Annotated in this window: 12 protein-coding genes; 9 read left to right on the top strand and 3 right to left on the bottom strand. The window is 65.6% G+C overall.

All coding sequences use genetic code 11. The features are described from left to right. The first annotated feature begins 16 nt into the window (after positions 1-16). Entirely contained in the window at positions 17-490 is a 474-nt protein-coding gene (locus tag I6F33_RS06665; RefSeq protein ID WP_036022723.1) for a hypothetical protein, read from the top strand. Positions 491-529: 39 nt separating this feature from the next. Here the strand turns inward: I6F33_RS06665 and I6F33_RS06660 are convergent, their stop codons facing one another. From I6F33_RS06660 to I6F33_RS06650, 3 genes are all read right to left on the bottom strand, one after another. Then, a complete protein-coding gene (locus I6F33_RS06660; RefSeq protein ID WP_081494469.1) occupies positions 530-1012 on the bottom strand; it encodes a hypothetical protein in 483 nt (160 codons plus the stop codon). Between the two features lie 158 nt (positions 1013-1170). Further along, the gene (locus tag I6F33_RS06655) at positions 1171-1623 is read right to left on the bottom strand and encodes a DNA polymerase III subunit chi (RefSeq protein WP_036000609.1); all 453 of its coding nucleotides are present in this window, start codon (positions 1621-1623) and stop codon (positions 1171-1173) included. Between the two features lie 6 nt (positions 1624-1629). Further along, positions 1630-3129, bottom strand: coding sequence for a leucyl aminopeptidase (locus I6F33_RS06650; RefSeq protein ID WP_225140271.1), 1500 nt, complete (start codon positions 3127-3129; stop codon positions 1630-1632). A gap of 338 nt (positions 3130-3467) precedes the next feature. Here I6F33_RS06650 and lptF point away from each other — a divergent pair, with 338 nt between their 5' ends. The 8 genes from lptF (at position 3468) to I6F33_RS06610 (ending at position 12532) form a co-directional block, all read left to right on the top strand. Further along, entirely contained in the window at positions 3468-4634 is a 1167-nt protein-coding gene (gene lptF / locus I6F33_RS06645; protein WP_109143997.1) for an LPS export ABC transporter permease LptF, read from the top strand. Next, positions 4631-5728, top strand: coding sequence for an LPS export ABC transporter permease LptG (lptG, locus tag I6F33_RS06640; RefSeq protein ID WP_036000645.1), 1098 nt, complete (start codon positions 4631-4633; stop codon positions 5726-5728). Before lptF ends, lptG begins: the two co-directional genes overlap by 4 nt. A gap of 71 nt (positions 5729-5799) precedes the next feature. Next, entirely contained in the window at positions 5800-8217 is a 2418-nt protein-coding gene (locus I6F33_RS06635; RefSeq protein ID WP_225141639.1) for an LPS-assembly protein LptD, read from the top strand. Between the two features lie 61 nt (positions 8218-8278). Then, on the top strand, positions 8279-9214 hold the full coding sequence (locus tag I6F33_RS06630) for a SurA N-terminal domain-containing protein (protein WP_036000650.1): 936 nt from the start codon (positions 8279-8281) through the stop codon (positions 9212-9214). Continuing rightward, positions 9214-10281: a 4-hydroxythreonine-4-phosphate dehydrogenase PdxA gene (pdxA, locus tag I6F33_RS06625; RefSeq protein WP_225141637.1), complete on the top strand. Its 1068-nt coding sequence runs from the start codon at positions 9214-9216 to the stop codon at positions 10279-10281. The genes I6F33_RS06630 and pdxA overlap by 1 nt, the downstream gene beginning before the upstream one ends. Then, on the top strand, positions 10281-11135 hold the full coding sequence (gene rsmA, locus I6F33_RS06620) for a 16S rRNA (adenine(1518)-N(6)/adenine(1519)-N(6))-dimethyltransferase RsmA (protein WP_225141635.1): 855 nt from the start codon (positions 10281-10283) through the stop codon (positions 11133-11135). The genes pdxA and rsmA overlap by 1 nt, the downstream gene beginning before the upstream one ends. 27 nt (positions 11136-11162) lie before the next feature. Next, entirely contained in the window at positions 11163-12221 is a 1059-nt protein-coding gene (locus I6F33_RS06615) for an alcohol dehydrogenase (RefSeq protein WP_225141633.1), read from the top strand. 74 nt (positions 12222-12295) lie between these two features. Then, positions 12296-12532: a hypothetical protein gene (locus tag I6F33_RS06610; RefSeq protein WP_036000665.1), complete on the top strand. Its 237-nt coding sequence runs from the start codon at positions 12296-12298 to the stop codon at positions 12530-12532. Positions 12533-12613 lie beyond the last annotated feature (81 nt).

Raw genomic sequence — 12613 nt, 5'->3', positions numbered from 1 at the left:
TCGAAACGGCAGACCCATGACCAAGATCATCCACCCAGTCGCGGGAGCGGTCGCACTGATCACCATTGCGACTTTCTGGCTTTCCACGGCTCTCACCGAGCTGTTTGCGTCACACGAGACCATAGCCATGGTGAAGACCGCCATACCGTGGGGCTTCCTGCTGCTCATTCCGATGCTTGCGGCGACGGGAGGCTCGGGATTCGTCCTGGCAAAGCAGCGGCGCGCCGGCCTGATCGGTGCGAAGATCAAACGCATGCCGTTCATTGCCGGCAACGGCATCCTGATTCTGATTCCCGCCGCGTTGTTTCTTGCCTCCAAGGCGAAGGCCGCGGAGTTCGACACCACGTTCTACGCCGTGCAGGCTCTCGAGCTGGCCGCCGGAGCAGCGAACATCGTTCTGCTCGGTCTCAACATGCGTGACGGCCTCAAGATGAAGGGCCGTTTCCGCGTTCGCGAGCCTGATCGCTTGAGCACCAAGCCGATCCTCTGAGCGCGAAGATTCTTTCACTGCTGCGGAAGTGATCCCCGCCTATGCCTGCTTCTTCTTCCCCTTGGCCGCCCTCGGCACCGGCTGCGGGTCCGGATTGCCTTCGATCGAGGACAGACGTCCGGCGGTGAACGTGTAGATGCCGGCGCGCGGACCAGTGGTCCAAGTGACGACGGCGACGCGGCGGCCGCCAGCGTCGTTGGACAGGTTGACGGTCGAGGGCGCGCCGATGCCGCGCACCACGTCGCATTCGGTGTGGCCGAGCGCGACCGTGCCGCCGATCGGCGCGGGCGTCGTCGAGGCATTGGCATCGGCCGGTCCGGGCGGCGGCGCCATGCCGGGACAGGCGCCGTCGGCGCTGACGAGATCCTCAGCCCGCACCGGCTTGTCGGGGGTCAGCGGCGGCGATTCGATCGAGATGTTCTTGATGAAGAGGCGGCCGGGTTTCTGGAACCATTCGGCATCCTTGGACAGCAAATCGGCCCCGCCCGCGCAGCCCGCGACCAGCGGTGCTACGGCAGCCAACGCAATCAAGAGCGAGCCGGGAAGCTTTTGATGTCGCACGATAAACGAATTCCCCACGTGAAGGACCAGCCCTAAGCGATTGTCCCAACATCCCTTTGCGGCATGAAGGTGGCCGAAGCCAGCATCGCCCGAAAAGTGCAAATTATCATTAATTGCGGCTAATTGCGCTTCTGCCACCGGCCGCGGTCGTCGGCCTGCCAATAGGTGACATCAAATCCCCGCGCCTTGCAATCCGTCCAGGCCGTGCGGGCGAGCGCAAGCGCGTCGGGATCGTCGCCATTGAACAGCAGCACCATGCGCTCATAGCCCTGGGCGTCCTCCGGCAGCGCGGCGTTGTCGACCAGGAAGCGGACATTGGCCCCGTTGGGATTGCCGCCCTCGATCGCCAGCACGATCGGCTGGTCGGCCACATCGTTCACCCGCCATGTCGCGTGCGGCAGGAATGAATCGTCGCGATAGGTCCACAAGTGCGAGTCGAGCGCATCGGCGCGCTCCTCCGAGGTCGACTGCACCACGACGCGCCAGCCGCGCTCGAGCGATTTCTCGAGAAGCGGCGGCAACACATTCTCCACCGTCATGTTTTGCAGATGGTAAAACAGCACTTCAGTCATGTCGGGTCATTTGCGCTCGTAATGGTCGGCGACCAGGCGGTCCAGCAGGCGAACGCCGTAGCCGCTGCCCCAGCTCTGGTTGATGTCGGTCTTCGGCGCGCCCATGGCGGTGCCGGCGATGTCGAGATGGGCCCAGGGCACGCCGTCGACGAAGCGCTGCAAGAACTGCGCGGCGGTGATCGAGCCGCCATGGCGGCCGCCGGTGTTCTTCATGTCGGCGAACTGGGAATCGATCAGCTTGTCGTATTCCGGGCCGAGCGGCATGCGCCAGACCTTCTCCCCGCTCTCGATGCCTGCCGTGAGCAGCCGGTCGGCCAGTTCGTCGTTGTTGGAGAACATGCCGGCATGCTCGGTGCCGAGCGCCACCATGATGGCGCCGGTCAGCGTCGCAAGGTCCACCATGAATTTCGGCTTCACCTTCTTGGCGACGTACCAAAGCACGTCGGCGAGCACGAGGCGGCCCTCGGCGTCGGTGTTGATGATCTCGATGGTCTGGCCGGACATCGAGGTGACGATGTCGCCCGGCCGCTGCGCGTTGCCGTCGGGCATGTTCTCGACGAGGCCGATGGCGCCGACCGCGTTGACCTTCGCCTTGCGCGCGGCGAGCGCATGCATCAGGCCGACGACGCAGGCCGCGCCGCCCATGTCGCCCTTCATGTCCTCCATGCTGCCGGCCGGCTTGATCGAGATGCCGCCGGTGTCGAAGCAGACGCCCTTGCCGACGAAGGCGATGGGGGCCTCGCCCTTCTTGGCCCCGTCCCAACGCATGATCACGGTGCGGCTCGGCCGCGCCGAACCCTGGCCGACACCGAGCAGCGCGCCCATGCCGAGCTTCTGCATCGCCTTGACGTCGAGCACCTCGACCTTGACGCCGAGCTTGCGGAGCTGACCCGCTCTGCGGGCGAACTCCTCCGGGAAAAGCACGTTCGGCGGCTCGTTGACGAAGTCGCGTGCGATGATCACACCGTCGACGACATGGCCGGCCGCGGCGAACGCTTTCTTCGCCGCACCGGCATCGCCGACCGCAAGCGAGACGTCGGCGCGCGCGCCGCCCTCCTCGCCGTCCTTCTTCTTGGTTTTGTAGCGATCGAACTTGTAAGCGCGTAAGCGCAGGCCCGAGGCGATCGCAACCGCCTGCTCGCTGGTCAGGGCGCCACCCGGCAGCTCCGCCAGGATGGTCATGGCGCTGGTGCCGGCGGGCAGCTTGCTGGCCGCCACACCGCCGAACTTGAGGAAATCGTTGGCCTTGAGGCCGGTCGCCTTGCCGGCGCCGATCACGATCAGCCGGGTCGCCTTCACCCCCTCCGGCGCCAGAATGTCCAGCGCAGCACCACTCTTGCCCTTGAAGGCGGCCGCAGCCGCCGCGCGCTTCACAATCTCGGCAGCGCCGCCGAGGGCCTTGACCGTCGCCGGACCGAGCTTCAGGCCGTCGTCGCAGAACACGACCAGGATGCCACGAGGGGCGGCAGACAGCGGGACAAAGCCGACCTTGATGGCATCGGACATGGATAACTCCTCCAAAAGATGGGGCTTTTCGTCGTTCGGGCGTTCCAGCCACAACCGGAGCTGAACGGCGATTCACTGAGGCGTCCCCCACTATGGGCCACCCGCCCGGCAGATGCCAAGCTCCGCCGTGGCCCCCACGCCACAACAGCGAAATATTAACCATATGATGAGGGTGCCACGGGGCAGCCATTTTGTTGACGGATCAAAGGGATGGTAGTGAGAGGATGAACTGGCGGAAGAGCTGTTGGCCGACCTTGGGGATCCCCTGATCGGGGATTGGTTGGGCAGCCGGAATTCCGATCGGAATTGGGGCTTGGTGGGAATTCGTGCGGTAGCGCATGGGGTCGATCGATAGGTATATCTTCCGCACGACGCTGGCGTCGTTTGCGTTGGTCCTGGTCAGCCTCACCGGCGTGATCTGGATTACGCAGGCGTTGCGCGGCATCGACCTGATGACGAGCCAGGGTCAGACCATCCTCACCTTCCTCGGCATCACCAGCCTCGTGATCCCGGCCCTGGTCCTGATCATCTCGCCGATCGCGCTGATGATCGCGATCTCGCACACACTGAACAAGCTCGCGACCGATTCCGAGATCATCGTGATGAATGCCGCCGGCTTCTCGCCGATCCGGCTGTTCGTTCCGTTCTTGTATGCCACCTGCGTGGTGGCGCTGCTGGTCGCCTTCATCGCGGCCTATCTCGCCCCAGACGGGATGCGGCGCATCAAGCAGTGGGATGCCGAGATCACCGCGGACGTGCTCACCAACATCCTGCAGCCCGGCCGCTTCGCCCGGCTCGACGAGAACCTCACGATCCGGATTCGCGAACGCCAACCGGGCGGCATCCTCGCCGGCATCTTCATCGACGACCGCCGCGATCCGAACGAGCGCGTCTCGATCGTCGCCGAGCACGGCGAGGTCGTAAAGAACGAGACCGGCTCGTTCCTGGTGCTGGAAACCGGCAATCTCCAGCGCTTCGAGGCGGGCAAGCGCGATCCGGCGCTCGTGGCCTTCGGCCGCTACGGCTTCGACATGTCGAAATTCGCCAAGGGCCGCGACGTCACCCTCGGCATCCGCGAGCGCTATCTCTGGGAGCTGTTCTCGCCATCCGACAACGATCCCGTCTACAAGCAGATTCCAGGGCAGTTCCGCGCGGCCTTGCATGACAGCCTGCTCGCGCCGATGTATCCGTTCGCCTTTGCGGTGCTGACCTTTGCCTTTCTCGGAGCGCCGCGCACCACTCGCCAGAGCCGCAACTTCTCCATCGCCTCCTCGATCGTGGCGGTGTTCGGCCTGCGCATGGCCGGTTTCGCCTGCTCGGTGATGGCGGTGAAGTCGCCGGGCGCGGTGCTGGCTCAATATGCGATGGTTTTCGGCGCCATCGGCGTCGGGCTGTGGATGATCATCCGCGGTGTCGTGGTCGAACCGCCTCCCGGCCTGATGGAGGCCATCAACCGGTCGAATGCACGGATCGCGCGGCTGTTCGGACGTCCGGCCACCGCATGAGCATGCTCACCAACACACTGGGGCGCTATTTCGCCGGCCGCTTCGTGGTCGCGGCGCTCGGCGTCTTCGGCGGCATTTTCCTGCTGCTGGTGCTGGTCGACTACATCGAGATGGTGCGCAAGACCTCGGGCCTTGCATCCGCCTCCGCGCTCATGGTGGCCGAGACCTCGCTGTTCCGGGTGCCGCAGCTCCTGGAGAAGCTGACGCCGTTCTGCATGCTGATCGGCGCCATGACCTGCTATCTCGCCCTCTCCCGCCGGCTCGAGCTCGTGGTGGCGCGCGCCGCGGGCATCTCCGCCTGGCAGTTCATCGCGCCCGCGCTCGGCAGTGCGCTCCTGATCGGCGTGATCGCCACCGTCGCCTACAATCCGATGTCGGCCAATTTGCGCGAGCTGTCCAAGCGCATGGAGGCCGAGCTGTTCGGCTCCGCACCCGGCGGCGGCATCCAGGACGCCTCCGGCTTCTGGCTCAACCAGATGACCAGCGACGGGCAGACCATCATCAATGCGGCGCGCAGCGAGCAGCAGGGCATCCGGCTGACCGGGCTGACGCTGTTCCGGTTCGACCAGGACCAGCACTTCAAGGAGCGGGTCGAGGCGCGCGAGGCGACGCTGGATGCCGGCCGCTGGCTGTTCAAGGGCGTCCGCCGCTTCTCGCTGGACGGACCGCCGATCGACCAGGCCACCCTGGAAATTCCGACCACGCTGACCGAGGCGCAGGTCCGCAACAGCTTTTCCACCCCCGAGACTGTGTCCTTTTGGCAACTACCGAGCTACATCCGCTCCTCCGAAAGCTCGGGCTTCGCGACAGCCGGATACCGACTCCAGTATCAGAAGCTTCTGGCACAGCCGTTTTTGCTCGCAGCCATGGTGATGCTCGCGGCCTCCGTGTCGTTGCGCTTCTTCCGGATGGGCGGCGTGCAGAAGATGGTTTTGAGTGGCGTGGGCGCAGGCTTTCTGCTCTACGTTCTGTCGAAAGTAACTGAGGACTTGAGCAAGGCTGAGTTGATGCATCCGATCGCTGCGGCGTGGTTGCCCGTTGTGGTGGGCGGCCTCACCGGCTTTTTGGCCTTGCTCTATCAGGAGGACGGATAGTGACTGCCGTCCGCCGAGGGCACGTGTCTCGTTTGACGCGGCGCACATGGGTGCGCGCGAACGGGCGCGACTTGTCCGTCCGCAGGCTCCTGATTGCCGCCGTCGCGGCTGCCTCGCTCGGCGGCTTGATCGACGCTGCCGCCGTGGCGCCGGCGAAGGCCCAGAGCTTCACCTACAATCCGCTGCCGCCGCGTGCGAAGCCGCCAAAGGCCCCCAACGACAACCAGATGCTGGTTCAGGCCACCGAGGTGAACTACGACTACAACAACTCGCGCGTCTCCGCGGTCGGTAACGTGCAGCTGTTCTACAACGGCACCAGCGTCGAGGCCGACCGGGTCATCTACGACCAGAAGACCAAGCGGCTGCATGCCGAGGGCAACATCCGCATGACGGATGCCGACGGCAAGATCACCTATGCCGAGATCCTGGATCTCTCCGACGATTACCGCGACGGTTTCGTCGATTCGCTGCGCGTGGACACGGCGGACCAGACCCGCATGGCCGCGAGCCGCGCCGACCGCTCCAGCGGCAATTACACGGTGTTCGAGAATGGCGTCTACACGGCCTGCGCGCCGTGTAAGGACGATCCGAAGAAGCCGCCGCTGTGGCAGGTCAAGGGTGCCCGCATCATCCACGACCAGCAGGAGAAGATGCTGTACTTCGAGACGGCACAGATCGAGTTCTTCGGCGTGCCGCTCGCCTACATGCCCTATTTCTCGACGCCCGACCCGACCGTGAAGCGTAAATCCGGCTTCCTGATGCCGGGCTATATTTCGGGCACGGACAGAACGGGCTATGGCGTCGAGGTCCCCTATTACTGGGCGATCGCGCCCGACATGGACGCAACCATCACCCCGCGCTTCTTGTCGCGGCAAGGCGCGCTGCTGCAGGGCGAATTCCGCCAGCGCCTGATCGACGGCGCCTACCAGATCCGTGCCTACGGCATCTACCAGCTCGATCCCGGAGCATTCGCCGGGCTGCCCGGCGACCGCGAGTTCCGCGGCGCCATCGACACCAAGGGTCAGTTCGCCCTCAACGACAAATGGGTCTGGGGCTGGGACGGCGTGCTGATGTCCGACTACTACTTCTTCTCGGACTACCGGCTCTATCAGTACCGCGATCCGCTCGGCTCGTTCCTGTTGCTGCCGACGGAAGCGCTGTCGCAGCTCTATCTGACCGGCGTCGGCAACCGCAGCTTCTTCGATGCGCGCACGATGTACTGGCTGAGCTATTCGGGCAACCAGAGCCAGGTGCCGATCGTCTACCCGGTGATCGACTATTCCAACGTGCTCAACTATCCCGTCTTCGGCGGCGAGGTCAGCTACAAGACCAATTTCGTGAACCTGTCGCGCGACGATGCGGTGTTCGACCCGATCACGACGCTCGCCAACACCAACAGCCTGTGCACCACGGCATCGGCCGATCCGCTGGCGCGGATGCCCTCGCAGTGCCTGCTGCGCGGCTTCCCCGGCACCTACACCCGCCTCACCGCGGAAGCGCAGTGGCGCAAGTCCTTCACCGACCCGTTCGGCCAGATCTGGACGCCGTTCGCGAGCCTGCGTGCCGACGCGATCAGGTCCTCGGTCTCCAACCAGCCCGGCGTGTCGAACTACCTGCCCGTCGGCGACACCGAGGCGTTCCGCCTGATGCCGACCCTGGGCCTGGAGTACCGCTATCCCTTCATCAACGTTCAGCCCTGGGGCTCGACCACCCTCGAGCCGATCGCGCAGATCATCATCCGGCCGAACGAGACCTATGCCGGCAGGCTGCCGAACGAGGACGCCCAGAGCCTGGTGTTCGACGCCTCGAACCTGTTCAGCGTCGACAAGTTCTCCGGCTACGACCGCGTCGAGGGCGGCGGCCGCGCCAATGTCGGCGTGCAGTCCACCACGCAGTTCGACAGGGGCGGCGCCGTTAAGGTGCTGTTCGGCCAGTCCTACCACCTGTTCGGCCTGAACTCCTTCACGGTGCAGGATGCCATCAATACCGGCCTCAACTCCGGCCTCGACAAGCCGCGGTCGGATTACGTTGCGAGCGCCAACTACTCGCCGAACAGCACCTACACGTTCAGCGTCCGCTCCCGCATGGACGAGCAGACCTGGAACGTGCAGCGCTTCGAGGCGGAAGGCCGCGCCAACTTCAATCGCTGGTCGGTCAGCGTGTTGTACGGCAATTACGCAGAGCAGCCGGAGCTGGGCTATCTGACCCGCCGCGAAGGCATCCTGACGACGGGCTCGCTGAAGGTCGCGACCAACTGGGTGGTGTCGGGCTCGGCGCGCTGGGACCTCGAGGCCAACAAGATCAACCAATATGTGCTCGGTGCCGGCTATGTCGACGATTGCTTCGTGCTGGCGGCGAATTACGTAACTTCGTATAGCTATTCGGCGGGCACCGCACCGCCCACGCTGAGCCACGCGTTCATGTTCCAAATCGGCCTGCGCACGCTGGCGAACTCAACGACCTCCAGCAGTTCCGCCGGCCTCCAGTAAATGGTTTGAAGTGCCGGCCGCGTTTGCCCTATCTCGACGCGGCCGACATGCGAGCGACATCATGACGACGCCATTGCCTGTCTTCCGCCTCCTTCTCGCCATCGGTGCCGGGCTGATCTTGGCCGCCCTGCCCTCGCCGTCGCGCGCGCAGAACATCGCCGTGATGGTCAACGGCGATCCCATCACCGATTTCGACATCGAGCAGCGCATCAAGCTCGACCAGCTGTCGACACAGAAGACCCCCAGCCGGCAGGAGGTCATCAACGTGCTGATCGACGACAAGGTCAAGATCAAGGAAGGCAAGAAATACGGCGTCGATCCCAGCGTGTCCGACATCAACCAGTCCTATGACGGCATGGCGCAGCGCATGCGCATCACGCCGGATCAGCTCACCAAGTCGCTCGAATCCAAGGGCGTCCGCCCGGAGACGCTGAAGAGCCGCATGAGGGCCGAGATGGTCTGGGGCAGCCTCGTGCGCGGCCGCTTCAAGGAGAAGCTGCTGGTCGGCGAGCGCGACGTCGCGCAGGCCGTGCAGGCGCAGACCGGCGAAAAGCTTCAGATCGAGGGCACCGAGTACAAGATGCAGCCGATCGTGCTGATCGTGCCGCGCGGCTCGTCGGCGGCGTTCCTGGAAACCCGGAAGAAAGAAGCCGAGTCCTATCGGGCCCGCGTCGGGAGCTGCGAGGAGGCCAATTCGCTGTTCCGCTCGACCCCGAACGCGACCATCCGCGACACCGTCACCAAGACCACCGCGGAGCTGCCGGAGCCGCTGCGCAAGGTGCTCGACGACACCCCGATCGGCCGCCTGACCGCGCCCGAGATGACCAAGAACGGCATCGAGATGGTGGTGCTGTGCTCGCGCAAGCCGACCATGATCGACACGCCGAAGAAGCGTGAGGTCCGCGAGAAGATGTATCAGGAGAAGTACGAGAAGACGCAGAAGGCCTATCTCGACGAGCTGCGCAAGGCGGCGATGATCGAATATCGCAACCGCTGATGGCTAAGCCCTTCTCAGAGCCCTCCACCGAGTCCGCAGCCAAGCCTCTTGCAACCAAGCCCCTTGCAGCCAAGCCCCTTGCCCTCACCCTGGGAGAGCCCGCCGGCATCGGCCCCGACATCACGATCGCGGCCTGGCTCAGGCGGGGCGAGCTGAACCTGCCCGCCTTCTATCTGCTCGGCGACGAGGCCCTGATCGCGCGCCGCGCCAAGGCGCTCGGCGCCGATATCAGGATCGCCGCGGTGGGCCCCAGTGAAGCGGGTTCCGCGTTCACGGACGCCTTGCCCGTGGTCGCGATCGGCGAGCGCGCCACCGCCGAGCCCGGCAAGCCCGATTCATCCAGCGCGCCGGCCGCGCTCGCCTCGATCCGGCAGGCGGTCCTCGACGTGCGCGCGGGCCGTGCCGGCGCCGTCGTCACCAACCCGATCGCCAAGAGCGTGCTCTACCGCGCCGGCTTCCGTCATCCCGGCCATACCGAATTCCTCGCCGAGCTCGCCGCGGAGAACGGCCGCGTGCCGCAGCCGGTGATGATGCTGTGGTCGCCCCAGCTCGCCGTCGTGCCCGTGACCATCCACGTCTCGCTGCGCGATGCGCTGGGCGAGCTCACCAGCGAGCTGATCGTCTCGACCGTCCGCATCGTCGCCACCGAGCTGAAGTCCCGCTTCGGCATCGCAAGGCCGCGCATCGCGGTCTCCGGTCTCAATCCCCATGCCGGCGAGGACGGCTCGCTCGGCCACGAGGAGCAGACCGTCATCGTCCCGGCGCTGAAAGCGCTGCGCAACGACGGCATCGAGGCCAGAGGGCCGCTGCCCGCCGACACCATGTTCCACGAGGCGGCGCGACGGACCTATGATTGCGCGATCTGCATGTATCACGACCAGGCGCTGATCCCGATCAAGACCGTCGCCTTCGATGACGCCGTCAACGTCACGCTCGGACTGCCCTTCCTCCGCACATCGCCCGATCACGGCACCGCCTTCGACATCGCCGGCACGGGCAAGGCCAATCCGGCGAGCCTGATCGCCGCGCTGCGGCTCGCCAGCCGCATGGCGGCTGCGACAAGCTGATGAGCGCGATCGACGACCTCCCGCCGCTGCGCGAGGTCATTCGCCAGCACGCGCTGTCGGCGCGCAAATCGCTCGGCCAGAACTTCCTGCTGGACCTCAATCTCACCGCGCGCATCGCGCGTGCGGCCGCACCGCTCGAGGATTCCACCATCGTCGAGATCGGCCCCGGCCCGGGCGGGCTGACGCGGGCGCTGCTCGCGCTCGGCGCCCGCCGCGTCATCGCCATCGAGCACGACGAGCGCGCGATCCCGGCCTTGCAGGATATTTCCGCGCGCTACCCGGGCAGACTCGAGCTCGTGCATGGCGATGCCATGACCTTCGATCCACGCCCGCTGCTCGCGGGCGAACGCGCCAAGATCGTCGCCAACCTGCCCTACAACATCGCGACCCAGCTTCTCATCAACTGGCTCATTACCGAGCCGTGGCCGCCCTGGTACGAGATGATGGTGCTGATGTTCCAGCGCGAGGTCGGCGAGCGCATCGTCGCGCGCGAGGACGAGGAGGCCTATGGCCGGCTCGGCGTGCTCGCCAATTGGCGCTGCGAGACCAAGATCCTGTTCGACATTGCGCCATCCGCCTTCGTGCCGCCGCCGAAGGTCACCTCCTCGGTCGTGCGCCTCAAGCCGCGCGCAGAGCCGCTTGCCTGCGATCGCAGGATGCTCGAACAGGTCGCCGCCGCCGCCTTCGGCCAGCGCCGGAAAATGCTGCGGCAAAGCTTGAAATCACTGAATGTCGACCCCGCACGGCTTGCACGAGCCGCCGGCGTCGACGCGACGCGGCGCGCCGAGACCATTCCCATCTCCGGCTTTGTTGCCATGGCGCGTGAATTGGCGGATATACGCAGCGAAAACTGAGTAACCAAGAATTCCGGAGGAAAGAAAATGGCGTTGATGCGTCGGCAGTCCCTGGTCAAGTTCGATGCGCCGCTGTGCGAGACCATCGTCGAGACGCCCAAGCCGCAGGGTCGTGAGGTCTTGGTCCGCATCGAGCGCTGCGGTCTCTGCCATTCCGATCTCCACATCCAGGACGGCTATGCCGATCTCGGCGGCGGCAAGAAGCTCGACACCACGCGCGGCATGACGCTGCCCTTCACGCTCGGCCACGAGATCGCGGGCGTCGTCGACGAGGTCGGCCCCGATGTTCCGGCCAGCCTCGTCGGCGCCAAGAAGGCGGTGTTTCCGTGGATCGGCTGCGGCCAGTGCCGCGACTGCGCCAATGGCGACGAGAATCTTTGTGTGAAGCAACGCTTCCTCGGCGTTTCCATCGACGGCGGCTTCGCCACCCACGTTCTGGTCCCCGACGCCAAATATCTGCTCGACTACGATCCCCTGCCCGTCAACCAGGCCGCCACCCTGATGTGCTCCGGCGTCACCGCCTATGGCGCGCTCAAGCGCCTGATCGACCGTCCGCGCCAGCGCAATTTGCTGCTGATCGGCCTCGGCGGCGTCGGCATGATGGGCCTGTCGTTCGCGCAGGCGATGTTCAAGCAGCCGATCACGGTCGCCGACCTCTCGCCGGCCGCGCGCGAGACCGCACTCAAGAACGGCGCCGCGGTGGCCTACGATCCGGCCGAGCCCGACGTGATCAAACGCATCCTGAAGGAGACCGAGGGCGGCTTCGACGAGATCGTCGATTTCGCCGGCAACGAGAAGTCGATGGCCTTTGCCGTCGCCGTTGCCGCGCGCGGCGGCAAGATCGTGGTCTCCGGCCTGATGGGCGGCCAGTTCACGCTGCCGATGGTGCAGTGGGTCTACAAGCGCATGACCATCGAAGGTTTCATGGTCGGCACGCTCGCGGAGGCTCACGAGCTGATGGCGCTCGCCCGCGCCGGCAAGATCAAGCCGACGCCGATGCGCGAGGAGCCGATGGGCGACGTGCAGAAATGGATCGACGAATTGCGTGCCGGCAAGGTCGTCGGCCGCATCGTCCTGAAGAACTGACCGCGGCGCGGCGGGTCCGACGCAAGTCTCGCCCGCCGCACGGAACGCCTGCGGCCGCGCCGCGTTGGCTGCGCATGTCGATCCGTTGCACCGTCGAAAGCGCATTCTTCATCGCCTGGAGCTGCCTGGAGAAGAGCGGCGAGCTCGGGCCGCCGGACGCGAGCGCGAACTTCCTGCTCGACGCCATCGAGGCCCAGCTTCGAACCGGTGAGCGCCGGCAATTGATGCTCGCCAACCGGGCGATCGACGCTTACCGCGCCGCTGCGTCACAGGGCCGACTGACGGGGGATCGCGAAGTCCGCTGCGGCTGACGATCCTCGCTGCCGTCCAGCCCGCTGAAGCCCGCGACGTCGTGCTCCAGTTTTCGACGCCCAAAAGTCCGTTGTGTGCAC

It is taken from the genome of Bradyrhizobium sp. BRP20, from assembly GCF_020194215.1.
GTDB lineage: Bacteria > Pseudomonadota > Alphaproteobacteria > Rhizobiales > Xanthobacteraceae > Bradyrhizobium > Bradyrhizobium yuanmingense.
This window is presented reverse-complemented; position numbering and strand designations above follow the sequence as displayed.